Below are 23,540 nucleotides of genomic sequence, written 5' to 3'. Positions count from 1 at the left end.
GCTCGCGGTTCTCGCGGGCACCGCGCCCGCCCACCCCGTCTCCCCCGACCCTGAAGGACCCAGCGATGACCATCACCGAGACCACCGCGACCCCCGCGACCACGACCGGCGGCTACATGGGCTTCGTCGGCGTGAGCACCGGCTCGTCGTCGATCATGAAGGTGTTCCCGAAGTGGGCCGAGGTGCTGGGCCTCCCCACCGAGAACCTCATCGGACACGACCTTCCGATGGATGCGACGCCCGAGCAGTACGTCGCCATGGTCGAGCAGATCCGCGACGACCCGCAGCACCGGGGCGCACTGGTCACGACCCACAAGATGAACGTGTTCGCCGCGGCATCCGACCTGTTCGACGAGCTCGACCCGTTCGCCGTCTCGTGCTCCGAGATCTCGAGCATCTCGAAGCGGGGCGACCGCCTGATCGGCCGCGCCAAAGACCCCCTCACCGTCGATCTCGCACTCAATGACTTCCTGCCGACCGACCACTTCGCCCGCACCGGGGCGGAGGTCGTGATCCTCGGCGCCGGCGGCTCGGGCACCGCGCTCAGCTGGGCGCTGGCGGAGAGGGCGGATGCTCCGGCGAAGATCACCGTGACCGCTCGCGACGACGACAAGCTCGACCACCTGCGCGAGGTGCACCGCCAGCACGGCACCCCCGACGGGCTGATCACGTACGTGCGCACCGACACGGTGCAGGATGCCGCGGCCATCGTCGCAGGCGCTCCCGCGGGCTCCCTGATCGTGAACGCCACCGGCCTCGGCAAGGACCGCCCGGGCTCGCCGCTGCCCGACGACGTCGCGTTCCCCGAGGACGCGTGGGTGTGGGAGTTCAACTACCGCGGCTCGCTCGAGTTCCTGCATCAGGCGCGTGCGCAGGAGGGCGCGCGCGGTCTGCACGTGGTCGACGGCTGGCGCTACTTCATCCACGGGTGGTCGCAGGTCGTCGCGGACGTGTTCGAGATCGACCTCACGCCCGAGATCGTCGAGCGGCTCGCCCAGGCCGCCGAATCGGTGCGCTGATGCCCGTCGTGCGGACGGTGCTCGGCGACATCGACCCGACGCGTCTCGGGGCGACGGACTATCACGAGCACCTGTTCCAGATCTCGCCGCTGCTGGTCGGCGATGAGCTCGACGATGAGGAGCTCTCCGGCCAGGAGGCCGCCCTGCTGCGGGCCAGCGGCTTCGCGGCGATGGTCGATGCGACGCCGTTCGGGCTCGGGCGCGATCCCGAGGGGGTCGCACGCATCAGCGCCGGCACCGGACTGCACATCGTCGCCACGACGGGGCGCCACCGGGAGGCGCACTACGGCGAGGACCATCCGATGCAGGTGTGGGATGTCGAGCGCCTGGCCGAGCTGTTCATCGCCGAGGTGATGCGCGGGATGCTCGTCGACGATGCGCTGGTGTTCGAGACCCCCGACGTGCCCCGGGCGGCTGCGCCCGAGGGATCACCGGTACGCGCCGGGATGCTGAAAGCCGGCGTCGGCTACTGGAGCATCACCGCCTTCGAGCACACGACCCTGCTCGCGGTCGCAGCGGCGCACCGAGCGACCGGCGCGCCGGTCATGGTGCACCTGGAGTTCTGCACCGCCGCGCACGAGGTCCTCGATCTGCTCGAGGGCGAAGGCGTGGCATCCGATCGCGTCGTGCTCGCGCATGCCGACCGCGATCCGGATGCCGGGCTGCACGCGTCGCTCGCCGAGCGCGGCGCCTACCTGGGCTACGACGGCTTCGCGCGTCCGCGCACGAGGTCGGATGCCGAGCTGCTCGCCCTGACCGAGAAGGCCGTCGCCCTCGGATGCGGAGACCGCATCCTTCTCGGCGGCGATGTCGCCCGCCGCACCCGCTACCTCGCGTACGGCGGCATGCCGGGTCTCGCCTATCTCGGCGAGCGCTACCTGCCGCGGCTGCGCTCCGCGGTGGGCGACGACGTGGTCGAGCGGATGCTGGTCGCCAACCCCGCGCGCCTGCTCACCCTGTCGACCTGACCCTGTCAGCCTGACCACACCGCCGCCTGACCGCACCGTCCCGCCCCGCCAGCCCACACCCGAGGAGTCCGCATGACCGAGCCGACCATTCTGCACGCCGTGTTCACCGCACGCCCCGAGAAGGGCGACGAGGTCGCGGCGCTGCTGCGCGACTTCGCCGCGGTGGTGCGCGCCGAAGAGGGCAGCGTCGTGTTCGATGCGACGCGGCTAGTCGACGACCCCGACCGCTTCTTCGTCTACGAGGTCTACCGCGACGAGGCGGCCTTCCAGGCGCACATCTCGGCCCCGGCCGGCGTCCCGTTCAATGAGGCGCTGCAGCAGCTGATCGTCGAGCCGGCATCCGTGCTGACCTTCCTCCGACGCATCTGACGCACCCCGCCACGCGCCCCCGCACCCCCGGCACGCAAGAAGCCCCCACCCGAAGGTGAGGGGCTTCTTTCTCAGCGGGTCACTCGTAGAGGACCGCTGCGATGTCCTCGTCCTCGAGGTTCGTGCTGTCGTACCAGTACGAACCCGTGTCGTAGAACTCCTCGACGTCCTCGCCGTTGGCCGCGTCGTACGCCGCCTGGACGACCTGCGCGCCGATGCCGATCGGGTCCTGCGTGATGGCGCCGGCCATCGTGCCGTCCTTGATCGCGTTGATCTGGGCAGCTCCCGAGTCGAAGCCGACGATCGTGATCTTGCCCTTCTCGAGGCCGAGCTCGTTCACGGCGTTCACGACGCCGATGGCCGAGCCCTCGTTGGTGCCGTAGATGCCCTTGAGGTCGGGGTGAGCGGCGATCAGCGTCTTCGCGATGTCAGCCGACTTCAGGTGGTCGCCGTCACCGTACTGGATGTCGACGATCTTGATGTCGGGGAAGTCCGCCTCGATCTTCTCGACGAATCCGTCACGACGCTCGACACCGGTCGAGTTGATGTTCGAGTGGCCGACGATGGCGACTTCGCCCTCGCCGCCGATCAGCTCGGCCATGTGCTCTGCGGCGAGCGCACCGGCGACCTTGCTGTCGGTCGCCGACAGGCTGAGTCCGACGTCGCCGTCGCACGGAGCGTCGAAGTACACGACGGGGATGTCCTTGGCCTTCGCCTGCTCGAGCGGGGCGACGCACGCCTCGGGGTCGAGGGCGGCGTAGGCGATGGCATCCGGGTTCTTGTCGATCGCGGTGGTGAGCATCTCGAGCTGCTGGGCGATCTCGGTCTCGGCGGCCGGGCCCTCGAACGTGATCTTCACGCCGAGCTCGTCCGCCTTCTCCTGAGCACCGGTCTTGACGGCCTGCCAGAACTGGTGCTGGAAGCCCTTCGAGACGAGCGCGATGTACATCTCGCCGTCGCCGCTGCCTCCGTCGCCGCTGCCTTCTTCGATGACGTCACCGCCGCCTGCGCAACCCGCGAAGACGAGGGCGGATGCGGCCACGAGTGCCGCGAATGCGGTCTTCTTGCCGAATTTCATGGAAACTCCATTGTTCTCTGTGTGGTGGTGGGGGGTGTAGATCTGTGGGTCAGGTGCGCTGGCGGTTGCGCAGCGAGTCGAGGAAGACGGCCAGCAGCACGACGATGCCGACGACGATGTTCTGCCACTCCGACTGGATCGACATGATGCGCAGGCCGTTGACGAGCACGCTCATGATGAGCGCACCGATCACGGTGCCGAGGATCGAGCCTCGTCCGCCGAGCAGCGACGTTCCGCCGATGATGACGGCGGCGATCGCCTGCAGCTCGTAGCCGGTGCCGATCTGCGGCTGCGCCGAGTCGAGGCGGGCCGCGATCACGATGCCCGCGATGCCGGTGAAGGCGCCCGCGAACATGTAGATGAGGATCGTCCAGCGGCGGGTGTTCACACCCGACAGCCGGGTGGCCTCCTCGTTCGAGCCGATCGCGAACGTGTAGCGGCCGAGGAGCGTCTTCGACAGCACGAGCCACGCGATGATCGCGGCCACGGCGGTGATCAGCACGGCGTTCGGGATGCCGGGGATGATGACGCCGAGCGCGATCTTCTTGAAGTCGGGGGCCGAGGTCGAGAAGTAGATCGGCGAGACGTTCGAGATGACGAGGGCGAGTCCGCCGGCGATCATCATCATCGCGAGGGTCGCGATGAACGGCGGCAGCCGGAGGAAGGTGATGTTGATGCCGTTCACGAGTCCCATGAGGACACCCGTGAGGACACCGCCGATCACGCCGACCCAGACGGGGAGCCCCATGTTGGTGACGAAGACACCCGTCATCACGGCGCACAGCGCCATACCGGTGCCGATCGAGAGATCGATGCCGCCGGTGATGATGACGAAGGTCGTGCCGAGGGCGAGGATGCCGATGACCGCCGTCGACAGCAGCACCGTGGCGATGTTGCTGAAGGTGAAGAAGTTCGGGCTGGCGATCGAGAAGAAGATCACCAGGACGATCAGCGTGCCGAAGGCGAGCGACTGCTGCAGCTGGCGACGGAGGAATCCGCCGAAGTCGCGCTTGTCGGTGTTCTCATCGACCGCCGTCTGGATGATCGTCGTCGTCGACGATCCGGACTGCTGTGGGGTGCTCATCAGTCTTCCTCCCCGTGGGCTGCGAGTTGCATGATCTTCTCCTGGCTGGCTTCCTCGTTGCGGAGCGTCCCGGTGATCCGACCGTTCGCGAAGACCGCGATGCGGTTCGCGACGCGGAGGATCTCGGGGAGCTCCGATGAGATGACGATGATGGATTTGCCCTGGTCAGCGAGCTGCTGCATGAGGCGGTAGATCTCCTCCTTCGCGCCGACGTCGATCCCTCGGGTCGGCTCGTCGAAGATGAGGATGTCGCAGTCGCGCATCAGCCACCGGGCGATGACGACCTTCTGCTGGTTCCCTCCCGAGAGCAGCTTCACGACCTGGTTCACCGAGGGCGTCTTGACCCGCAGCTGCTGCACGTACTCCTTGGTGCGGTTCTTCGCCTTCGCGTCGCCCATCCAGCCGATGCCGTTGGCGTACGACCCGAGCGAGGCGAGCACGGTGTTGAAGGTCACGTCCTGCTCGAGCATCAGGCCCAGCAGCTTGCGGTCCTCCGAGAGGTAGCCGAGGCCGTGCTTGACCGCATCCGCCGGCTGTCCGATTCGCACCGGGTCGCCGCCGATCGCGATCGTGCCGCCGTCGCGGTGGTCGGCACCGATGATGGCCCGCGCAGTCTCGGTGCGCCCGGCGCCCATGAGCCCGGCGAAGCCCAGGATCTCGCCCTTGTGCAGCTGGAACGAGACGTCCTTGAGGAGGTTCTTGGTCGAGAGTCCCTGCACGTCGAGCACGATCGGGTCGTTGATGTGATCGCGGGCCTGCGGACGGGTTCCCTCGTCGATCACGCGGCCGACCATCATCTCGATGATCTTCGGGACGCTGACCTCTGACTTCTCCAGTGATCCGATGTATGTGCCGTCACGGAGCACCGTGACCCGGTCGGCGAGACGCCGCAGCTCGTCCATGCGGTGCGAGATGTAGACGATGCCGGTCCCCGAGGCGCGCAGCTGCTCGATCAGCAGGAACAGGGTCTCGGTCTCGGAGTCGGTGAGCGCCGAGGTGGGCTCGTCCATGATGAGCACCTTGGCGTTGAACGAGAGCGCCTTGGCGATCTCGACCATCTGCTGCTCGGCCACGGTCAGCTCGCCGACGAGCTGTCGGGGGTTCACCCTGATGCCGAGGCGCTGCAGCAGTTCGGCCGTCTGCGCGTTGAGCTTGCGCTCCGACAGGAAGGGGCCGGTGGTGGGCTCGCGACCCACGAAGATGTTCTGCGCCACGGTGAGATCGGGCATCAGGTTGAGTTCCTGGTGGATGATCGTGATGCCGAGCTGCTGCGCCTGCAGCGGGCTGGTGAGTTCGACCTCCTGGCCCTCGAACGTGATGGTGCCCTCGTCCTTGGTGTAGATCCCCGAGAGGATCTTCATCAGGGTCGACTTGCCGGCGCCGTTCTCGCCCACGAGCACCAGCACCTCGCCGGCTCGCACCTCGAGGTGCACATCCTTGAGAGCCTGCACACCGGGGAATCCCTTGCTGATCCCGTCGACTCTGAGAATGGGGTCACTCATGTGCTCACCTGCTTCCTTGAAGGTCGTGATGCGATATTCCGGTCGGGTCCGGAAACATCGGATCAATTCTGCGTCTTACGCCCCACCCTGCGCAAGTTGTATCTAAATGTAACTAAGACTTCTTCGGATGGGAAGACCTGTAATAACAAGTTGGCAACAGGTCGGCGGATCGAGGCGACGGCCCGGCTCAGTGCAGCCGGATCGAGTCGACCGCGACGAGCTTGTCGCGGATGTAGGCGTTGGCGTGCGCTCCGAGCTCGACGTTGTCGGTCCACAGGTTGCGCCAGATGCCGAGCATGCGGCTGAGATCGGGGGCGACGACGGCTGACGAGAACGACTCGAACACGATCGGACCGTCGTAGCCGATGCGGCCCAGCGCCTTGAAGAAGGTGTCGAAGTCGACGGTGCCGGTGCCGAGATAGCCGCGGTGGCTCTCGCCGATGTGCACGTAGCGCAGGGCCGGAGCCGCGTCGAGGACCGGCGCGAACATATCCGACTCCTCGATGTTCATGTGGTACGTGTCGAGGTGGATGCCGAGGTTCGGCCGATCGACCTCGGCGAGGTAGGCGAGCGCCTGCCGTGCGGTGTTCAGCACGTTCGTCTCGTAGCGGTTCACGACCTCGAGCGAGACCGAGATGCCGCGCTCTGCGGCATGGTCGGCGACGCGGGCGATCGTGCGCCGGCTGCTCTCCAGCCCCTCGGCCGTCACCGGGTCCATGTACTTCTGCATCGCACTGTAGATCACGCCGCAGAAGTGCTGGCCGCCGAGGTCGGCGAGCACGTCGACCGCCCTGAGCAGCAGCGCCTCCCCCGCGGCCACGACGGCCGGGTCGGAGCTCGTCACGTCGGTCGCGCCCGAGAGTCCGAGCGAGGCGCTGACGGCGAGATCGTGCTCTTCGAGCGCGTCCTTCGCCGCGGCGACGTCGAACGAGAACGGGTCCATCAGCGGGAACTCGATCAGGTCGAATCCGGCCGCCTTCGTCTTCTCGACGGAGAGACGGATGCCGTCGGCATCGAAGTGTCCGGTCCAGACGAGCCCGTGGCATCCGATGTTCATGAGACCTCTCGGAGACGGGTGTGCGGCACCTTCGCCTCGGCAGGATTGGCACGTTGCAACTCTGCGTTCAGGTCACCGTACGCGGGTCGGGGATGCGGTGTCAAGAACTTTCTTGGCACGTTGCAATCGCTGGGCTACTCTGGACTCGCCGCCGACCGTCCTGCGTCGACGCGCAGTCGACAGGAGCTCCATGCCCGCCAGCGTCAAAGACGTCGCCGCTCTCGCCGGGGTGTCCTCCTCGACCGTCTCGAACTACCTCAACCACCCGCATGTGCTCGGCGAATCGAGCGCGGCGAAGGTGAGGAGGCGATCGCCCAGCTCGGCTACGTGCCCAACGAATCCGCCCGTCAACTGCGAGCCGGCTCCAGCAAGGCGCTGGCGCTGATTCTTCTCGACGCCTGGCTGCCGTACTTCCACGAGCTCTCGCGCGGGGTCGAAGACGTGGCCCGCGAGGGCGGCTGGTCGCTGTTCTTCAGCAACAGCAACCGCGACGCCGACACCGAACGCGGCAACATCGACATGTTCGAGGCGCACCGCGTGCAGGGCATCGTCATCTACCCGCTCGAAGACGTAGTACCCCGGCTCGAACAGCTCGCCGCCCGCGGCATCCGCTCGGTCGTCGTCGGCCCCATCCCCGATTCGCCGACCGTCGGTTCGGTGCTGTTCGACGACCGCGGCGGCGGACGGCTGGCGGGCGAGCACCTGCTGTCGCTCGGCCGCCGCCGCATCCTCTTCCTGGGGGCGCCGAGCGTCAGCCAGTCGAACGACCGCCTCCTCGGGCTGCGCGATGCCGTCACCGCGGCCGGGGCGACGGCCGATGTGATCGACGTGCCGCACCTGACGACCGAGGACGGCCTCGACGTCGGCGCGCGGATCGCCGAGATGCCTGCCACCGAACGCCCCGACGCGATCTTCGCCGCCAACGACATGGTGGCGATCGGCGTGCTCACCCAGCTGCTGCGCCAGGGCATCCGCGTGCCCGAGGAGATCGCGCTGGTCGGCTTCGACGACGTCGCGCAGGCCCACCAGAGCGTCGTGCCGCTGACGAGCGTGCGGCAGCCCGGGTACGAGATCGGCCGGGCGGCCGGTGCCGCCCTGATCCGCCAGCTCACAGACCCCACGGCCGACCTCCCCGCGCCGACGCCCTTCGCCGCCGAGCTCGTGGTGCGCGAGTCGACCGTCGGCCGCTGAGCCTCGTCTCCGCCGTCCGGAGTTATGGCGCAGGCCCGGTTCACAATTCAGCACGAACCCGCACTGATGCCGCCGCCGAAGCCCCAGACCGCCCACCAGCGCAGACCTATGCTGAATTGTGAACGCGCGACGTACGGCTCAGCCTGGGATCAGCCCCTCTGCAGCGAGTTCATTCCACAGCGCGCCAGGAATCTCGAGCGCCGCATACTCGGCATTCTGCGTCAGCTGCCCTGGCCGGCTTCCTCCGACCACCACCGAGCGCACCACGTCTGACTGCAGCGGGAACTGGATCGCGGCGGCGGGCAGCGGCACGTCGTGCTCGGCGCACACCCGTGCGATGCGCAGCAGCCGTTCCCACAGCTCGTCGGGAAGCTGCCCGTACTCGTATCGCCCGTCGCGGCGAGGTTCGTTCGATGCCAGCAGCCCGGAGTTGAAGACGGATGCCGCGACGATCCCTGTCCCGGTCTCTCGGCACGCCGGCAGCACCTCGGCCGCCGCCGGCTGTTCGAGCAGCGTGTATCTGCCCGCGACCATGACCAGGTCGAGGTCGGCCGACTGCACGGAGGCGGCGAGCGCATCCGACACCATCGAGCCGATGCCGACGGCAGTCACCTCGCCGTCGCGACGCAGCTGCTCGAGTGCCGGGAGCGCCTCGGCGAGCGCGAGATCCAGGTCATGCCGCTCGGGGTCGTGCAGGTAGAGCAGGTCGATGCGCTCGATCCCGAGACGTTCGCGGGACTCATCGAGGCTGGTGCGCATCCCCTCAGCCGAGAAGTCCCACACACGCTGCAGATCGTCGGGAACATGGAAGTCGTTCGCGGTGTCGAGGCCGCCGTCGTGGTCGGGGTTCGGTCGCAGCAGGCGCCCGACCTTGGTCGACAGCACGTACTCGTCGCGCGGTTTGGTCTGGAGGAACGCCCCGAGACGACGCTCCGAGAGCCCGAGCCCGTAATGCGGAGCGGTGTCGAAGTAGCGGATGCCGCTGTCCCACGCCGCATCGAGCACCGCCCACGCCTCGTCATCGCTCAGCGCGCGGAAGAGGTTGCCGACGTTCGCGGCCCCGTATCCGAGGGGCGGAACCGCCAGAGCATCAGACTCCGACATGCTGCCCCGTCCACGTGTACGCGGCGATGCTCTCGGCCTTCATCTCCATGCCGGATCCGGGCGCCGTGGGCGCCATGTACGACCCGCCCTGGATGTCGGTGGGGATCACGAAGTGCTCGTGCAGGTGGTCGACGAATTCGATCATCCGCCCTTCGCGGGTGCCGGTGACGGCGACGAAGTCGAACATCGAGAGGTGCTGCACGGCCTCGCACAGCCCGACGCCACCGGCATGCGGGCAGACCGGCACACCGAACTTCGCGGCCAGCAGCAGGTTGGCGATGTTCTCGTTGACGCCCGCGACGCGCACGGCGTCGATCTGCATGACCGAGATCGCCTCGGCCTGCAGCAGCTGCTTGAAGATGACGCGGTTCTGCGCGTGCTCGCCGGTGGCGACGCGGATGGGTGCCACCCCCTGGCGATCTCGGCGTGACCGAGCACGTCGTCGGGGCTCGTGGGCTCTTCGATCCAGGCGGGGTGGAACTCGGCGAGCGCGTTGACCCATTCGATCGCCTCCGACACCTCCCACCGCTGGTTGGCGTCGATCGCGATGGGGAAGTCCGGTCCGCACACCTCGCGGGCCTTGCGGAAACGGCGGATGTCGTCGTCGAGGTCGGCGCCGACCTTGAGCTTGATCTGGGTGAAGCCGTCGGCCATCGCCTCGCGGGCGAGCCGCTCGAGCTTCTCGTCGGAGTATCCGAGCCATCCGGGGCTGGTCGTGTAGCCGGGGTATCCGGTGGCGAGCAGTTCTCGTTCGCGCTCGAGGCGTCCCGGCTCGGCGGCGCGCAGGATCTCGAGGGCGTCCTCGGGCGTCAGCGCATTGGTGAGGTAGCGGAAGTCGACGAGGCCCACGAGCTCCTCGGGCGTCATCCGCGCGAGCAGCTGCCACAGCGGCAGCCCGGCCCGCTTGGCCTTGATGTCCCACAGCGCGTTGATGACCGCGCCGATGGCCATGTGCATGACGCCCTTCTCGGGGCCGAGCCAGCGCAGCTGCGAGTCGCCGATGATGTCGCGGAACGTCGTGCCCATGTCGTCGAGCAGCGGCTCGATCTCGCGACCGACGAGGTGCCCGGCGAGCGCGTCGATCGCGGCGACCTGCACATCGTTGCCGCGCCCGATCGTGAAGACGAACGCGTGGCCGTCGATGCCGTCCTCGGCATCCGTGCGCACGATCACGTATGCCGCCGAGTAGTCGGGGTCGGGATTCATGGCATCCGATCCGTCCAGACTCAGCGATGTCGGGAAGCGGATGTCGGTCGTGTCGAGGGCGACGATGCGGCTCACGGGTTCCTCTCGTGCACGGGGCGGATATCCGTGCAGATCTCTTGGAGTGTAAACATCGGATGTCTATACTGTCAACGAGACGGGCCGCACTGACGCGCCTCGTCACCCACGGACACCTCACTGAGCAGGAGAGACATGAAGTTCGCACGGCTAGGCACCCCCGGCGCCGAGATCCCCGTCCTCGTCGAAGGTGACCGCTACCTCGACCTGCGCTCTGTGACATCCGATGTGAACGGTGATTTCCTCGCCGGTGATTTCCGGGCTCGCGTCGCCGCGGCCCGCGCCGCCGACGAACTGCCGGTTCTCGGGGATGCCGCGGCGATGCGCATCGGCGCGCCGATCGCCCGCCCCAGCGCCGTCATCTGCATCGGCCAGAACTACGCGGCGCACGCCCGCGAGTCCGGCTCCGAGCCGCCGACCGTCCCGATCATGTTCCTGAAGACGCCGAACACGGTGGTCGGCCCGAACGATGCGGTCACGATCCCCCGCGGCAGCGAGAAGACCGACTGGGAGGTCGAGCTCGGCATCGTGATCGGCGCCCGCGCCGCCTACCTCGATTCGCCCGACGACGCCGACGCCCACATCGCCGGCTACGTGGTGGCGAACGACGTCTCGGAGCGCGCCTTCCAGATGGAGGTCTCGGGCGGGCAGTGGTCGAAGGGCAAGATCGCCCCCGGTTTCAACCCGACCGGCCCCTGGCTGGTGACACCCGACGAGATCGACGTCGACGACCTGCGGCTGCGCAGCTGGGTGAACGGCGAAGCGCGTCAGGATTCGAACACCGACGACATGATCTTCGACGTGCGCGTGATCGTGCACCACCTGTCGCAGTACGTCACGCTCGAGCCGGGCGACCTGATCCTCACGGGCACTCCCCAGGGCGTGGCCTTCGGGGGCAAGTTCCCCTATCTGACGGCGGGCGACGTGGTCGACATCGAGATCGAAGGACTCGGGCATCAGCGCCAGGAGTTCGTGGCATGGGAGGCACAGAAGTGAGCAGCGCACTCGACGGACTCGTCGCGATCGTGACCGGCGGAGCATCCGGGATCGGAGCGGCCATCGCCGCCCGCCTGCACGCCGACGGCGCGCAGATCGCGGTGCTCGACCGCGACACCTCAGGAGCGGATGCCGCCTTCGCCGCTTTTACGGCCGACGTGTCGGACCGTGCATCGGTGGATGCCGCCGTGGCCGCCGTCGCCGAGAAGTTCGGGCGCATCGACATCGTCGTGAACAACGCCGGGGTCGGCGCCCAGGGAGACATCAGCGCCAACGACGACGACGAGTGGGCGCGCGTGCTCTCGATCAACGTCACGGGCATCGCCCGCGTCACGTCGGCGGCGCTGCCGTGGCTCAAGAAGTCGCCGAGCGCGGCGGTCTGCAACACGGCATCCATCGCCTCGACCACCGGCCTTCCCCAGCGCGCGCTCTACAGCGCGTCGAAGGGCGCCGCCTCGGCCCTGACCCGTGCCATGGCCGCCGATCACCTGCGCGAGGGAATCCGCGTCAACGCCGTCAACCCCGGCACCGCCGACACCCCGTGGGTCGGCCGTCTGCTCGACTCGGCCGACGACCCGGCCGCCGAGCGCGCCGCCCTCGAGGCCCGCCAGCCGCACGGCCGCCTGGTCTCACCCGACGAGGTCGCCGCGGCGGTCGCCTACCTGGTGAGCCCCGCCGCGGGCTCGACCACGGGCACGTTCATCGAGGTCGACGGCGGCATGGCTCAGCTGCGGCTCCGTCCCATCGGGGGCTGACCGCCGCGTCGCCCACTGTCCTGGTCCCGGCCCCGGACAGCGGGCGCTACGAGCGACCGCCTCGCAGCCAACCCAGGATGCCGCGGCGCGGCCGCTCCTCCCGAGAGTCCTCATGCGTCGGCCGCTCTCCGATCCGGTAGAACTCCTCGGCGTTCGTCCACATGATCGCGTCGACATCGTGCCCGCGGCGCTCGGCCCAGGCGATCACCGCATCCGCCCATCTGATCCGAGCCGTCGGCTGATACATGGGCGATCCGTCGACGTTCGCGTACGGGTCGCCCTCCTCCGGGGTCCGATGACCGAGACCGGCCAGTCACTGCCCCACATCAGCCGCTCGACGCCGAACGCGTCGGCCGCGGCGTCGAGGAACGGATGCAGCTGCTCGGCCGACCAGTCGCCTCCGGCCTCTCCCGGCAGCCCCGAGAGCTTGCACCACACATTCGGATGCCGTGCCAGGTCGTCGAGATCGCGCACCCATTCCATGGTCGGCGCCACCGGGGCCTTCGCCGTGCCGACTTCGGGCTTGCCGAGGTGATCGAGCACCATCCGCAGCTCGGGCACCGCCCCCGCGAGCCGGGCCACCTCGGGCAGCTGCGCGGCGCGCACGCACGCGTCGAAGGCCCAGCCGCGCGCCGCGACCTCGCGCGCGCCGGTGACGAAGTCGGCCGAGACCGCCAGTCCGTCGGGTTCGCCCTGCAGGTTGTGCCGCACGCCGACCACGAGCGGCTCAGCGGCGAGTCCTTCGAGGTGCGCGGTGGTGTCGGTGCCGCGATCCAGACGCGCCCCCGCGACGATGCCGACCACCCCGACGCGGGGCGCGAGCCCGGCCACCCACCGCACTTCTTCGAGGAAGTCGTCTTCGACGGTCTCGGCCTGCACGAACACCGCGCGCTCGGTCGTCGCGCGGGCGATGCGGGCGTGCTCGATCTCGGTCGCACCGAACAGCCAGGCGAGCGGACCCTCGAGCCACGTGTAGTGCAGAAGCTCGGGGTCCCAGAGGTGCAGGTGCGAATCGAGTACGCGCATGCCCCCATCCTGCCGCAGACATCCGATGAATGGCTAGGATGACGCCATGGCAGTGACTGACGACGCGATCGAGAAGATCAAGGCGATGATCGTGTCGGGCGAACTCGCACCCGGCGATCGCCTCCCTCCCGAGAAGGAGCTGTCCGAGCGGCTCGGCCTGTCACGCAACTCGATGCGCGAGGCCGTGAAGGCGCTCGAGGTGATCCGGGTGCTCGACGTGCGCCGCGGTGACGGCACCTATGTCACCAGCCTGGAGCCCCACCTGCTGCTCGAGGCGATCTCGTTCGTGGTCGACATGCACGACGACGACTCGATGCTCGAGATCTTCGCGGTGCGACGGATGCTGGAGTCGCAGGCGACCGGCCTCGCGGCCACCCTCGGCAGCGACGACGCGATCGCCGGCCTCGAGAGCGAGGTCGCCTCCATCGATCCGACGGTCAGCATCGAAGAGCTCGTCGAGCACGACATCCGCTTCCACCGTGAGATCGTCGGCATGGCCGGCAACGCCTATCTCGCCAGCCTCATCGAGCACCTGAGCAGTCAGACCGTGCGCGCCCGCGTGTGGCGTGGTCTCACCGAGGGCGGAGCGGTCGAGCGCACCCTCTCGGAGCACCGGGCGATCGCCGACGCCATCGCCCGGCGCGATTCGGGTCTCGCCACCTCGCTGGCCACGGCGCACATCGCCGGCGTCGAGCGGTGGCTGCGCCAGGCGGCATCCGCCTGACGCAGCGACGCCTTCTCTCGGCCACGCGTCCCTCGGGCCTTCCCTGCACGCCTTTCGTCGCCCGGGCCCCGACAGGCACGTTCGGCCAGATGCGCTTCGCTCGGCCGTATCCGTGACGTCGGGCCGAATCTGGCGCGTCTGGCCGACGCTGGCCCACGCCGCCGAATCCCGACTCAGGCCCCGAGCCGCCCCATCGCCGCGTCGAACTCGGCGGCGGAGCTGTCGCTGACCTCGTGGAACAGCACCTGCTCGATCACGTCGGGTGCCGCCGTGAAGTACGGCACCCCCGCGAGACGCAGACCGGTGATGTCGTCAGGTGATCGCAGGCTGGCCGCGAGCACGTTCGAGTCGCTGCCCGCGCACACCTCCTGCATGCGGGCGATCACCGCATCCCCGTCGATGCCGGCATCCCGCATCCGTCCGAGGTAGGGGGCGATGTACTGCGCCCCGATCGAGGCGCATGCCAGCGCCTGTGCGACCGAGTAGACGGCGGTGACGAGCACGGTCGCGCCGTCGCGCACCAGAGCGGATGCCGCCGCGAAGCCGTTGCGGGTCGCCGGCACCTTCACGGCCACGCGATCGCCCAGCGCACGGATGCCCTCGGCGTTGCGGAGGAAGGATGCGGTGTCGCCGCCCCACGTCTGGAAGAAGATCTCGCGGGCGCCCTCGTCCGACCAGCGGGCGTAGAGGTCGGGGATCTCCGCGGCGGTGCGGCCACCGCGCTCGAGGATCGTGGGGTTGGTCGTCACGCCGTGCACGACGCCCGCGGTGAGGAGCGAGGCGACGCGGTCGACGTCCGCGCTGTCGACATAGAGACGGGGGGCCAGCGCGGTCATCGGGTCTCCTTGTGCACAACCTGTCGTTACAGGTTCGGATTCGGCTAATGTAATGACAGCCGCGGAGGATGTCAAAGCACCCCGCATCGACGACGATCAGGAGTGCCATGACAGCCGCCACCTCGCCCGATCGCACCGGCGTCGTCATCGTCGGCAGCGTGACCGCAGACGTGACGACCTTCTCGACCAGGCTCCCCGCCCGGGGAGAGACCATCCTCGGCGACGAGTTCACCCTGATGCTCGGCGGCAAGGGCGCGAATCAGGCGGTCGCCGCCGGACGATCGGGGGCCCGCACGAGCTTCGTCGGATGCGTGGGAGACGACCTCTTCCACGACCTCGTCGTCGACGGGCTGAGCGAGGCCGGGGTCGACCTCACGCACCTGCGCACGGTGCCGGGGCCGACGGGCATCGCGCACATCCGCGTCGACGCCTCGGCGCAGAACGACATCGTCATGGTGCCTCTGGCCAACGCCGCGCTCAGCACCGAGCAGATCGACGCGGCGCTCGAAGCCCTCGCGCCGACCACGTCGGTGCTGCTCACCCAGCTCGAGACGCCCTCGGCGCTCACCGCGCACATCACGTCACGAGGACGCGAGCACGGCATGACCGTCATCCTCGACCCCGCCCCCGCCGCTCCGCTGGATGACGCCGTGTGGGCGAGCATCGACATCGTCACCCCGAACGAGACCGAGGCCTCGGTGCTCAGCGGCGTCGAGGTGACGGATGCCGCGTCGGCGGAGATCGCCGGACGCTGGTTCCTCGACCGGGGCGTCGGCGCCGCCGTGATCACGCTCGCGGGTCAGGGCTCGTGCGTCGTGACCGCAGCGGGAGCATTCGTCATCCCGCCCTTCCCTGTCGAGGCCGTCGACACCACCGCGGCCGGCGACGCCTACGCCGGGTATCTCGGCGCCGCCCTCGCCAACGGCTGGGAGCTGACGGATGCCGTACGCCTGGCGACCGCCGCCGGAGCCCTCGCCGTCACGAAGCAGGGCGCCTCGCCCAGCCTGCCGCTGCGGGCCGAGGTCGACGCCTTCCTGGCCGCCCGAGAAGCCCACTGACATCCCCGAGGAGACATCATGCGCAAGACAGCGACGACCATCAACCCCGCACTCTCGCGCGTGATCAGCGAGACCGGCCACACCGATCTGCTGGTGGTCACCGACGCCGGCCTGCCCATCCCGCCCGGATCCGAGCGCATCGACCTCGCCTATCGTCCCGGCGCTCCGGCCTTCTTCGACGTGCTCGACACCGTGCTCGCCGAGCTCGTCGTGGAGGGAGCGACGGTGTCGGCCGAGGTCGCCGAGAAGAGCCCTGAGGTGCTGGCCGCGCTGCGCGAGCGCTTCGCCGATCAGGACTTCGAGATCGAGCTCATCCCGCACGTCGACTTCAAGAAGCTGACCCACTCGGCGCGCGCGTTCGTGCGCTCGGGAGAGTTCACCCCCTACGCGAACGTGATCCTGCACGCGGGAGTGGCGTACTGATATGAACGACACGATCGACCGCCACTCCGCCGCGCCCATGTACGACCAGCTGCGTCAGCTGATCGTCGACGGCATCTCGCGAGACGGCCTGCAGCCCGGCGACCCGCTGCCCGGCGAGCACCGCCTCTGCGAGCGATACGGCATCTCGCGCACCGTGGTGCGCCAGGCGTTGGCCCAGCTCGAGCACGAGGGGCTCGTCGAACGCGTCAAGGGCAAGGGCACGTTCGTGTCGCGTCCCCGCACGAGCGAGAGCCTGGTGCACACGCTGATCGGCCTCTACGACGACGTCGAGCGCCGCGGCGGGCACGTGCACAGCGACGTCCTGCGCCACGAGCAGACTCTCGCCGACGACGAGATCGCGGCGGCACTCGAGGTCGACCCTGGCGCACCGGTCGTGGTGCTCGACCGTCTGCGTCACGTCGACGGCGAACCCTGGTCGCTCTCGACCACCTGGATGCCGGATGCCGTCGGCGGCGTCACGCTCGGCGTCGACCTCTCGGAGCGGTCCCTGTACCGCCTGCTCGCCGATCACGACATCGTGGCGACCAGCGGCGTCCGCTCGGCCGAGGCCACCGTCGCGACCCACGAGCAGGCGCAGCATCTGGGGGTGAGCGCCGGCTCCGCCCTGCTGCGACTGCGCAGCGTGAGCCGTTCCTCCGACGGCACGCCGATCGAGTACTTCGTGGCCCATCACCGCGGCGACCGCTCGCGCTTCGAGTTCCAGCTGCAGCAGGAGCAGTCGCAGGCGTCGCTGCTGCACGTCGACGGCGACGGCAGCACCTCGCGCGCCGGCACCGTCCGCTAGCCGCATCCGCGCGCAGCATCCACTCACAGGTGGGTCGGCCGAGCACGGGTCGCGGACTAGCCTGGAACGAGAGCACGCATCGCACGGGGCGATGCGATCGGGGAAGACACGATGGTCGACGACGCGCATCCACCGGCATCCGACTCCGACCCGGTCATCCCTCCGCCGCCCGCCGCGGCGCCGGGACAGCTCGGATCCTCCGTCCCGCTGGCCCCGCCGCTGGGCGGGATCCCCGGGCCGCCCGCGCCGCTGCCGCCGTACGCCTCTGCCTCCCAGCCGGGGCAGCATCCGCAGATGGGCGCGTACCCGCCGCCGCACCCGGGGCAGCCGTCGCCTCCCTACGGCGCCGCATATCCTTCCCCGTCCGCGCCTCCTCCTCCGCGTTCAGGACGGACCGTCGGCATCGTCATCGCAGCGGTCGCGGCGTTCGTGCTGATCGTCGTCGTGGGCATCGCGGTTGCCGTGAGCCTGCTGCTGAGCTCGCGCACCGAACCGGCGACCGCGCCTCCGGCCACGAGCGTCACGGAAGAGCCCGCAGCGCCTTCCGAGGCACCGCAGGGCGACCCGGACTCCGACGGCTCGGGCGACGCCGATGCCTCCGCCATCGCCGACGCGCTCCAGGCGAAGATCGACGAGTACAAGCGCCTGCGCGACAGCGGCGCGCTCTGGCAGAGCATCCCCGACACCGAGTTCAACCGCACGGCCGTCTCCGCCTTCCTCTACTTCCTCACCGACATGAAGGTCGCCACCATCTGGGGTGTCGACGATGCGCAGGCGCAGGAGTACGAGGAGCGCATGACGATGCTCGAGGAGCGTCTGCTCGCCGAGCAGCCCCTCGGCGACGACATCCAGATCACCCTCGAGGACGAGGTCTTCACGTACGACGGCGAGACGGGCGAGGGCGGCTACACGCCCCGCTAGAGGAGCGTTACGCTCGAAGCATGAGCGACTGGACCAGCACCGCGATCGCCCTGCTGGAAGCCGACGCCAACCGCAGCGCCGACACCCATCTGCACCTCTTCCCGCTGCCACCCGAGTGGGGCATCGACCTGTACCTGAAAGACGAGTCGGTGCATCCGACCGGGTCGCTCAAGCACCGTCTCGCGCGCTCGCTGATCCTGTACGGACTCGTCAACGGACGCATCACCGAGGACTCCACTCTCGTCGAGTCGTCCAGCGGATCGACGGCCGTCTCCGAGGCGTACTTCGCGCGGATGCTGGGGCTGCCCTTCGTCACCGTCGTACCGCGCTCGACCAGCCAGGAGAAGATCGACCTCATCGAGTTCTACGGCGGACGCTGTCACTTCGTCGACCGCGCCGAGGACATGTCTCCTGAGGCTCAGCGCCTGGCCTCCGAATGCCATGGCCACTACCTCGACCAGTTCACGTTCGCCGAGCGGGCGACCGACTGGCGCGGCAACAACAACATCGCCGAGAGCGTGTTCAGCCAGCTGTCGCAGGAACGCCACCCGATCCCCCGCTGGATCGTCGTGGGCGCAGGCACCGGCGGCACGAGCGCCACCTTCGGCCGGTACGTGAAGTACCGCCGCCACGAAACGCAGATCGCGGTCGTCGACCCCGAGGGTTCGGCGTTCTACGACGGATGGGCGGGCACCGTCGACGCGCCGGCCGGACGCCCCAGTCGCATCGAGGGCATCGGCCGCCCGCGCGTCGAGGCCTCGTTCGTGCCCAGTGTGATCGACGAGATGATCCGCGTTCCCGACGCGGGGTCGATCGCCGCGATCCGGATGCTGCGCGAGCGCACCCTGCACTGGGCCGGAGGTTCGACCGGCACCAACCTGTACGGCGCATTCCAGCTGATCGCGCGCATGCGCGCGGCGGGCGAGACCGGCAGCATCGTCACGCTCATCTGCGACAGCGGCATCCGCTACGCCGGCACGTACTTCAACGATGAGTGGGTCGCCGAGCAGGGCTGGGACCTCGACCCGCATCGCACCCGCCTCGATCACTTCCTCGAGACCGGGGTCTGGGTCGACTGACCCTCGTTCCGCTTCCATGACTCCGGAGATCCGGGCAGGTCACCCGGGAGAACACGCTTCCTCGGGCTCGAGCGGCCACATTCTCCGGAGTCATGGCACGTCGCGGGCCGAGGCGCTCCGGCTACGCTGGCCGCATGACTACTCTCATCCTCACTGTCGCGGGTGCCGATCGCCCCGGACTCGTCGCAGCCGTCGCCGATGTCGTCGATGCCCACGGCGGCAACTGGGAGAACAGCTCGCTGGCTGAGCTCGCGGGCACCTTCGCCGGAGTGATCGAGGTCTCGGTCGCCGCCGACCGTTCCGACGAGCTGCAGACGGCGCTCCGCGGACTTCAGGGACAGGGGCTCCTGACGCTCGCCGTCCTCACCGGAACGCCTGATGACGACGCGGAGGACGAGCAGCGACTCGAGATCCGGGTGCTGGGCAACGACCGATCCGGCATCGTCCGCGAGGTCTCGAACGTGCTGAACGCGCACGAACTCAGCATCGAGGAGCTCGCGACCGAGACGCGGGATGCCGCGATGGCCGGCGGCCGTCTGTTCGAGGCATCCGTGATCGCGCGGGTTCCGTCGTCGGTCGACATCGATGCCCTGCGTCGCGACCTCGAGCGCATCGCCACGGAGATCCAGGTCGACATCACCCTCGCCTGACCGCGGCGTCCCCTCCGCCCGATACGCACACAGCGTCCCGCACGGCCCACGGGGCGACCGCACGCCTGTGCAGACCGAGGCGAACTGTGCAGAACGGGAGAAATGAGAGGGCGATCGTCGTCACTCAGGGCGACTCGACGGACGATCCTTCGGCGCGCAGATCCGTATCGGTGTACCGGCGCACCCAGTACTCGGTCTGAGCCACGTGGGCGGATGCCGCAGCCGACGCCGCGACCGGGTCCGCCGCCGCGAGTCCGCGGAGGATCGCCCGGTGCCCGGCATCCGAGTGGAGCTTGAGTTCGGCGGCGTCGCCGGCATCCGGGATCCGATAGGCCCGCGAGCGTGAGCGCAGCACGTCGATCAGGCTCGTGAGCGCGTCGTTGCCGGCGACCTCCGAGATCGTCATGTGGAAGGCGTGGTCGAGGCGGGAGTGGTCCTCGAAGTCGTCGCTCGCCTCGATCTCATCGAGCACGCCGCTGAGCGTCTCGATCGTGGCGGCGTCGATGCGGGCCGCGGCGAGCGCAGCCGCGTGGGGCTCGAGCACCCGGCGAAGCTCCGTCAGTTCGAGCACCCCGGCCATGGGCAGGAGTCCGACCGTGAGAGAGAGGCTGCCGATCAGGTCGGCGGCGCGCAGCTCGCTGACGTAGCTGCCCGAGCCGTGCCGGGTCTCGAGCACACCGAGGGCGGCCAGCATGCGGATGGCTTCGCGCAGCGATCCGCGTGAGACGCCGAGCGTCTCGCACAGCTCACCCTCGCTCGGCAGACGGTCGCCGGGACGCAGCTCGCCGTCCGCGATCAGCGCGCGCAGCCCGTGCAGCGCTGTGTCCAGTGCGCTCATCGTCATCCTCCTGACACCGCCCGATCCCCTTGCTGAGTCTGTCGGACGCAGACCCTTCGTCAAATTCGTATGACAACTATGTTTCATCTTCGCCTTTTCGTAGCCATTTCGAAAGCTCTGTGGCAAAGTTGTGCAACAACTCCCCCACTGCACCGACGAGGACCGATGCCCGCACCACTCTTCCCCGCACCGCTCACGCTGAACTCCGGCATCCGAGCCCGTGATGCGTGGCCGCTCGATCCCGACGTGATCCACCTGAACCACGGCTCGTTCGGCGCGGTTCCCACGGCCGTCGTCGAGCAGCAGGATGCCCTGCGACGTCGCGCCGACCTCAGCCCGGTCGAGTGGTTCCCCCGCATCGCCGAGCGGGTGCGCGACGCTCGCGAGCGCACGGCTCCGTTCCTCGGCGCCCATGCCGAAGACAGCGTCTTCGTCCCGAATGCCTCCGCCGCCGCGACCGTCGTCTACAACGCCCTGCACCTTGAGCGCGGCGACGAGATCCTCGTCACCGACCAGGGCTACGGAGCGATCACCATGGGCGCGGAGCGCCTGGCCCGCCGCTTCGGAGCATCCGTCCGCGCCGTCGAGCTGCCGCTGCTCGCCTCCGACGACGAGGTCGTGCAGCGCTTCGCCGACGCACTCACTCCGGCCACCCGCCTGATCGTGGTCGACCAGATCACCTCGCCGACCGCGCGGATGCTGCCGACCCGACGCATCGCCGAGCTCGCGGCGGAACGCGGCATCCGCACCCTCGTCGACGGCGCCCATGCTCCCGGTCTCGTCGCCGATGCCGCCGCGGTCGCCGGCGGCGACTGGTGGTTCGGCAACCTGCACAAGTGGCCCTGCGCCCCGCGCGGTTCCGCCCTGCTCGTCACCAACGCCCCCGACCGCGACGACCTGTGGCCGCTCATCGACTCGTGGGCGGCGAACGAGCCCTACCCCGAGCGCTTCGACACCCAGGGCACGATCGACGCGACGACCTACCTCGCCACCCCGGCGTCGATCGAGTTCATCGAGTCCGAGTTCGGGTGGCACAACGCCCGCCAGGCGATGGCGCAGATGGCGGATGCCGGGGCCGAGATCATCGCCGAGGGTCTGCGCCCCTACGGCGACGAAGACCCCCTCACCCCGTTGCCCTCGCCCGTGCCGTCGATGCGACTCGTGCGTCTGCCGCTCGGACTCGGCTCGACGCGCGAAGAAGCCGATGCCCTGCGCATGGACCTGCTCGACGAGACCGGCGTCGAGACCGCGTTCACCAGCTTCCGCGGCGTCGGCTACTTCCGCCTGTCGGCGCACCTCTACACAGAGGCGTCCGACTTCGAGGCCTTCGTCGAGCGCTGCATCCCGCAGATCCTCCGCCGTGCCGGCATCCGCACCGCCGACTCCATCATCGTCTCCTGACCCGACCCACCCCTCCACCCACCACCCGACCCACCACCATCACCAACTGAGAGGCACCTCGTGAAGAAGAACAGAATCTTGACGACCGCCGCGGGAATCGGCACCGTCGCCGCACTCGCGCTCACCGGCTGTTCCGCAGGCGGCGGCGAGTCCGCCGACGGCACCGTCACCCTGCAGATGGTCGAGAGCCTGACCAATCCTGCCCGCACCGACCTGCTGCGCGGACTCCTCGACGACTTCGAGAAGGAGAACCCCGACATCAAGGTCAAGCTCGTCTCGCCGCCCACCGAGCAGGCCGACGCGAAGATCCAGCAGATGCTGCAGTCGGGCAAGGGCGTCGACGTCCTCGAGGTCCGCGACATCACCGTCGGACCGTTCGCGAACAACGGCTGGCTGCATGACATCTCGGCCGACCTCGAGAAGTGGGACGGCTGGGATGCCCTCACCGACAACGCGCAGTCGGCGTCCGTGGCCGCAGACGGCAAGAGCTACTTCGTGCCGTACGGCTTCTACGGCCTGTCGCTCTTCTATCGCACCGACCTCGTCGAGGAGGCGGGCTTCGACGGCCCGCCGCACAGCTGGAAGGATCTGCTCGAGCAGGCCAGCGCCATCCAGGACCCCGCGAACAACATCTACGGCTACGCGTTCCGCGGTGGCCAGAACGCGAACAGCAATGTGGTCGCGGCTATCGAGGCCTACACGATCGACGGCCTCGACGTCGATGACGCCTTCCTGATGGAGGACGGGTCGACGATCTTCGCCGCTCCCGAGGCACAGGAAGCCGTCGACGACTACTTCGACCTCTTCAAGGAGGCGTCGCCGCCGTCCGCCGTGTCGTGGGGCTACCCCGAGATGGTCGCCGGTTTCACCAACGGCACCACGGCGTTCCTGCTGCAGGACCCCGAGGTCATCGCGACCGTGCAGGACTCCTCTCTGACCGAGGATCAGTGGGACACCGCCCCGCTGCTCGTCGGCCCGTCGGGCAAGGCCGCGCAGCCGCTGGCCGTCGCCGGCTGGGGCGTCGCGGAGAACAGCGAGCACCAGGATGCTGCGGTCAAGCTCGTCGAGTTCCTCTCGTCGGCCGAGCCGGCCACCGAGTTCGCGCAGGCCAACAGCCTCGTGCCGATCATCTCCGAGGCAGCCGATGACGAGTTCTACTCCTCGGGCCCGTGGACGAGCTATGTCACGATGACCGAGGACCCCGAGACCTACGTCAACGTCAAGCAGCCTCGCGGCGTCAGCTGGTGGACCGAGTGGATCCAGAAGTCCGACCAGGACGTGCAGAACGTGCTGCTCGGCAACATGTCGACCACCGAGCTGCTCGAGTCGTGGGACACCTTCTGGACCGAGAAGTACGCTGCGGAAAAGGGCTGAT

General features: G+C 68.8%; 25 protein-coding genes and 1 pseudogene. 16 read left to right on the top strand and 10 right to left on the bottom strand.

The genetic code is table 11. The features are described from left to right. The first annotated feature begins 65 nt into the window (after nt 1–65). The 3 genes from ACZZ93_RS13110 to ACZZ93_RS13100 all read left to right on the top strand — a co-directional run bounded on the left by ACZZ93_RS13110 (nt 66) and on the right by ACZZ93_RS13100 (nt 2,356). Nucleotides 66–1,019: a shikimate dehydrogenase family protein gene (locus ACZZ93_RS13110; protein WP_463511264.1), complete on the top strand. Its 954-nt coding sequence runs from the start codon at nt 66–68 to the stop codon at nt 1,017–1,019. After that, nucleotides 1,019–1,987 carry a phosphotriesterase family protein gene (locus tag ACZZ93_RS13105; protein WP_053097941.1) on the top strand — a complete coding sequence of 323 codons (969 nt, stop codon included), beginning with the start codon at nt 1,019–1,021 and terminating at the stop codon, nt 1,985–1,987. Before ACZZ93_RS13110 ends, ACZZ93_RS13105 begins: the two co-directional genes overlap by 1 nt. A 72-nt stretch (nt 1,988–2,059) precedes the next feature. Further along, nucleotides 2,060–2,356 carry a putative quinol monooxygenase gene (locus tag ACZZ93_RS13100; protein WP_463498742.1) on the top strand — a complete coding sequence of 99 codons (297 nt, stop codon included), beginning with the start codon at nt 2,060–2,062 and terminating at the stop codon, nt 2,354–2,356. A gap of 79 nt (nt 2,357–2,435) precedes the next feature. On the opposite strand, the gene ACZZ93_RS13095 is transcribed toward ACZZ93_RS13100, so the two are convergent. From ACZZ93_RS13095 to ACZZ93_RS13080, 4 genes are all read right to left on the bottom strand, one after another. After that, nucleotides 2,436–3,434, bottom strand: coding sequence for an ABC transporter substrate-binding protein (locus tag ACZZ93_RS13095; RefSeq protein ID WP_056280540.1), 999 nt, complete (start codon nt 3,432–3,434; stop codon nt 2,436–2,438). Between the two features lie 49 nt (nt 3,435–3,483). Beyond that, complete coding sequence (locus ACZZ93_RS13090; protein ID WP_171821947.1) at nt 3,484–4,518, bottom strand: ABC transporter permease; 1,035 nt, start codon at nt 4,516–4,518, stop codon at nt 3,484–3,486. Continuing rightward, nucleotides 4,518–6,020 (bottom strand): sugar ABC transporter ATP-binding protein, encoded by a 1,503-nt coding sequence (locus tag ACZZ93_RS13085; RefSeq protein ID WP_056280538.1) that lies wholly within the window; start codon nt 6,018–6,020, stop codon nt 4,518–4,520. The genes ACZZ93_RS13090 and ACZZ93_RS13085 overlap by 1 nt, the downstream gene beginning before the upstream one ends. A 187-nt stretch (nt 6,021–6,207) precedes the next feature. Next, nucleotides 6,208–7,077 carry a sugar phosphate isomerase/epimerase family protein gene (locus tag ACZZ93_RS13080; RefSeq protein ID WP_187250660.1) on the bottom strand — a complete coding sequence of 290 codons (870 nt, stop codon included), beginning with the start codon at nt 7,075–7,077 and terminating at the stop codon, nt 6,208–6,210. Here ACZZ93_RS13080 and ACZZ93_RS13075 point away from each other — a divergent pair. Further along, entirely contained in the window at nt 7,022–7,462 is a 441-nt protein-coding gene (locus ACZZ93_RS13075) for a LacI family DNA-binding transcriptional regulator (protein ID WP_463511263.1), read from the top strand. The genes ACZZ93_RS13080 and ACZZ93_RS13075 overlap by 56 nt on opposite strands. Then, on the top strand, nt 7,405–8,268 hold the full coding sequence (locus ACZZ93_RS13070) for a substrate-binding domain-containing protein (protein ID WP_463511262.1): 864 nt from the start codon (nt 7,405–7,407) through the stop codon (nt 8,266–8,268). The genes ACZZ93_RS13075 and ACZZ93_RS13070 overlap by 58 nt, the downstream gene beginning before the upstream one ends. Before the next feature lie 138 nt (nt 8,269–8,406). Here ACZZ93_RS13070 and ACZZ93_RS13065 read toward each other — a convergent pair whose 3' ends face one another. Continuing rightward, on the bottom strand, nt 8,407–9,372 hold the full coding sequence (locus ACZZ93_RS13065; RefSeq protein WP_463511261.1) for an aldo/keto reductase: 966 nt from the start codon (nt 9,370–9,372) through the stop codon (nt 8,407–8,409). Beyond that, nucleotides 9,359–10,653 (bottom strand): annotated as a pseudogene (locus ACZZ93_RS13060) (L-fuconate dehydratase). The gene ACZZ93_RS13065 and the pseudogene ACZZ93_RS13060 overlap by 14 nt, the downstream one beginning before the upstream one ends. A 135-nt stretch (nt 10,654–10,788) precedes the next feature. Between ACZZ93_RS13060 and ACZZ93_RS13055 the strand changes: the two are divergent. Further along, complete coding sequence (locus tag ACZZ93_RS13055) at nt 10,789–11,649, top strand: fumarylacetoacetate hydrolase family protein (RefSeq protein ID WP_463511260.1); 861 nt, start codon at nt 10,789–10,791, stop codon at nt 11,647–11,649. Next, complete coding sequence (locus tag ACZZ93_RS13050) at nt 11,631–12,404, top strand: SDR family NAD(P)-dependent oxidoreductase (protein ID WP_463511259.1); 774 nt, start codon at nt 11,631–11,633, stop codon at nt 12,402–12,404. The genes ACZZ93_RS13055 and ACZZ93_RS13050 overlap by 19 nt, the downstream gene beginning before the upstream one ends. A 46-nt stretch (nt 12,405–12,450) precedes the next feature. On the opposite strand, the gene ACZZ93_RS13045 is transcribed toward ACZZ93_RS13050, so the two are convergent. Both ACZZ93_RS13045 and ACZZ93_RS13040 read right to left on the bottom strand, forming a co-directional pair. Beyond that, nucleotides 12,451–12,612, bottom strand: coding sequence for a hypothetical protein (locus ACZZ93_RS13045; protein WP_463511258.1), 162 nt, complete (start codon nt 12,610–12,612; stop codon nt 12,451–12,453). After that, a complete protein-coding gene (locus ACZZ93_RS13040; RefSeq protein ID WP_463511257.1) occupies nt 12,609–13,430 on the bottom strand; it encodes an amidohydrolase family protein in 822 nt (273 codons plus the stop codon). The genes ACZZ93_RS13045 and ACZZ93_RS13040 overlap by 4 nt, the downstream gene beginning before the upstream one ends. Nucleotides 13,431–13,476: 46 nt before the next feature. Between ACZZ93_RS13040 and ACZZ93_RS13035 the strand changes: the two genes are divergently transcribed. Continuing rightward, complete coding sequence (locus ACZZ93_RS13035) at nt 13,477–14,154, top strand: FadR/GntR family transcriptional regulator (RefSeq protein WP_053097960.1); 678 nt, start codon at nt 13,477–13,479, stop codon at nt 14,152–14,154. A gap of 173 nt (nt 14,155–14,327) precedes the next feature. On the opposite strand, the gene ACZZ93_RS13030 is transcribed toward ACZZ93_RS13035, so the two are convergent. Beyond that, entirely contained in the window at nt 14,328–14,990 is a 663-nt protein-coding gene (locus tag ACZZ93_RS13030) for a transaldolase family protein (protein ID WP_463511256.1), read from the bottom strand. A gap of 107 nt (nt 14,991–15,097) precedes the next feature. On the opposite strand from ACZZ93_RS13030, the gene ACZZ93_RS13025 reads away from it, so the two are divergent. The 6 genes from ACZZ93_RS13025 (at nt 15,098) to ACZZ93_RS13000 (ending at nt 19,926) form a co-directional block, all read left to right on the top strand. Next, nucleotides 15,098–16,048, top strand: a complete 951-nt coding sequence (locus ACZZ93_RS13025; protein ID WP_295104082.1) for a ribokinase — start codon at nt 15,098–15,100, stop codon at nt 16,046–16,048. An 18-nt stretch (nt 16,049–16,066) separates the two neighbouring features. After that, nucleotides 16,067–16,471 carry a D-ribose pyranase gene (rbsD, locus tag ACZZ93_RS13020; RefSeq protein ID WP_053097964.1) on the top strand — a complete coding sequence of 135 codons (405 nt, stop codon included), beginning with the start codon at nt 16,067–16,069 and terminating at the stop codon, nt 16,469–16,471. Between the two features lies 1 nt (nt 16,472). Beyond that, nucleotides 16,473–17,276, top strand: a complete 804-nt coding sequence (locus tag ACZZ93_RS13015) for a GntR family transcriptional regulator (RefSeq protein ID WP_053097965.1) — start codon at nt 16,473–16,475, stop codon at nt 17,274–17,276. 111 nt (nt 17,277–17,387) lie between these two features. After that, nucleotides 17,388–18,197: a hypothetical protein gene (locus tag ACZZ93_RS13010; protein ID WP_463511255.1), complete on the top strand. Its 810-nt coding sequence runs from the start codon at nt 17,388–17,390 to the stop codon at nt 18,195–18,197. Between the two features lie 20 nt (nt 18,198–18,217). Beyond that, nucleotides 18,218–19,276 (top strand): PLP-dependent cysteine synthase family protein, encoded by a 1,059-nt coding sequence (locus ACZZ93_RS13005; protein ID WP_072591991.1) that lies wholly within the window; start codon nt 18,218–18,220, stop codon nt 19,274–19,276. A 134-nt stretch (nt 19,277–19,410) separates the two neighbouring features. Beyond that, a complete protein-coding gene (locus tag ACZZ93_RS13000; RefSeq protein WP_053097968.1) occupies nt 19,411–19,926 on the top strand; it encodes a glycine cleavage system transcriptional repressor in 516 nt (171 codons plus the stop codon). Nucleotides 19,927–20,050: 124 nt separating this feature from the next. Here the strand turns inward: ACZZ93_RS13000 and ACZZ93_RS12995 are convergent, their stop codons facing one another. After that, nucleotides 20,051–20,764 carry a FadR/GntR family transcriptional regulator gene (locus ACZZ93_RS12995; RefSeq protein WP_053099265.1) on the bottom strand — a complete coding sequence of 238 codons (714 nt, stop codon included), beginning with the start codon at nt 20,762–20,764 and terminating at the stop codon, nt 20,051–20,053. Between the two features lie 165 nt (nt 20,765–20,929). On the opposite strand from ACZZ93_RS12995, the gene ACZZ93_RS12990 reads away from it, so the two are divergent. Together ACZZ93_RS12990 and ACZZ93_RS12985 are read left to right on the top strand one after the other, a co-directional pair. Next, nucleotides 20,930–22,165 (top strand): aminotransferase class V-fold PLP-dependent enzyme, encoded by a 1,236-nt coding sequence (locus tag ACZZ93_RS12990; RefSeq protein ID WP_285363401.1) that lies wholly within the window; start codon nt 20,930–20,932, stop codon nt 22,163–22,165. A gap of 78 nt (nt 22,166–22,243) precedes the next feature. Further along, on the top strand, nt 22,244–23,539 hold the full coding sequence (locus ACZZ93_RS12985) for an ABC transporter substrate-binding protein (protein ID WP_222839518.1): 1,296 nt from the start codon (nt 22,244–22,246) through the stop codon (nt 23,537–23,539). The last annotated feature ends 1 nt before the right edge of the window (nt 23,540 follow it).

It is taken from the genome of Microbacterium sp. AC026 (genome assembly GCF_979258475.1).
The sequence above is the reverse complement of the archived record's forward strand: the minus strand, read 5'-3'. Positions and strand labels throughout refer to the sequence as shown.

Coding starts and splice junctions, on each gene's coding strand:
- ACZZ93_RS13110 (WP_463511264.1), top strand. CDS start 66: ATGACCATCACCGAGACCACCGCGACCCCCGCGACCACGACCGGCGGC.
- ACZZ93_RS13105 (WP_053097941.1), top strand. CDS start 1,019: ATGCCCGTCGTGCGGACGGTGCTCGGCGACATCGACCCGACGCGTCTC.
- ACZZ93_RS13100 (WP_463498742.1), top strand. CDS start 2,060: ATGACCGAGCCGACCATTCTGCACGCCGTGTTCACCGCACGCCCCGAG.
- ACZZ93_RS13095 (WP_056280540.1), bottom strand. CDS start 3,434: ATGAAATTCGGCAAGAAGACCGCATTCGCGGCACTCGTGGCCGCATCC.
- ACZZ93_RS13090 (WP_171821947.1), bottom strand. CDS start 4,518: ATGAGCACCCCACAGCAGTCCGGATCGTCGACGACGACGATCATCCAG.
- ACZZ93_RS13085 (WP_056280538.1), bottom strand. CDS start 6,020: ATGAGTGACCCCATTCTCAGAGTCGACGGGATCAGCAAGGGATTCCCC.
- ACZZ93_RS13075 (WP_463511263.1), top strand. CDS start 7,022: ATGCCGTCGGCATCGAAGTGTCCGGTCCAGACGAGCCCGTGGCATCCG.
- ACZZ93_RS13080 (WP_187250660.1), bottom strand. CDS start 7,077: ATGAACATCGGATGCCACGGGCTCGTCTGGACCGGACACTTCGATGCC.
- ACZZ93_RS13065 (WP_463511261.1), bottom strand. CDS start 9,372: ATGTCGGAGTCTGATGCTCTGGCGGTTCCGCCCCTCGGATACGGGGCC.
- ACZZ93_RS13055 (WP_463511260.1), top strand. CDS start 10,789: ATGAAGTTCGCACGGCTAGGCACCCCCGGCGCCGAGATCCCCGTCCTC.
- ACZZ93_RS13050 (WP_463511259.1), top strand. CDS start 11,631: ATGGGAGGCACAGAAGTGAGCAGCGCACTCGACGGACTCGTCGCGATC.
- ACZZ93_RS13040 (WP_463511257.1), bottom strand. CDS start 13,430: ATGCGCGTACTCGATTCGCACCTGCACCTCTGGGACCCCGAGCTTCTG.
- ACZZ93_RS13035 (WP_053097960.1), top strand. CDS start 13,477: ATGGCAGTGACTGACGACGCGATCGAGAAGATCAAGGCGATGATCGTG.
- ACZZ93_RS13030 (WP_463511256.1), bottom strand. CDS start 14,990: ATGACCGCGCTGGCCCCCCGTCTCTATGTCGACAGCGCGGACGTCGAC.
- ACZZ93_RS13025 (WP_295104082.1), top strand. CDS start 15,098: ATGACAGCCGCCACCTCGCCCGATCGCACCGGCGTCGTCATCGTCGGC.
- rbsD (WP_053097964.1), top strand. CDS start 16,067: ATGCGCAAGACAGCGACGACCATCAACCCCGCACTCTCGCGCGTGATC.
- ACZZ93_RS13015 (WP_053097965.1), top strand. CDS start 16,473: ATGAACGACACGATCGACCGCCACTCCGCCGCGCCCATGTACGACCAG.
- ACZZ93_RS13010 (WP_463511255.1), top strand. CDS start 17,388: ATGGTCGACGACGCGCATCCACCGGCATCCGACTCCGACCCGGTCATC.
- ACZZ93_RS13005 (WP_072591991.1), top strand. CDS start 18,218: ATGAGCGACTGGACCAGCACCGCGATCGCCCTGCTGGAAGCCGACGCC.
- ACZZ93_RS13000 (WP_053097968.1), top strand. CDS start 19,411: ATGACTACTCTCATCCTCACTGTCGCGGGTGCCGATCGCCCCGGACTC.
- ACZZ93_RS12995 (WP_053099265.1), bottom strand. CDS start 20,764: ATGAGCGCACTGGACACAGCGCTGCACGGGCTGCGCGCGCTGATCGCG.
- ACZZ93_RS12990 (WP_285363401.1), top strand. CDS start 20,930: ATGCCCGCACCACTCTTCCCCGCACCGCTCACGCTGAACTCCGGCATC.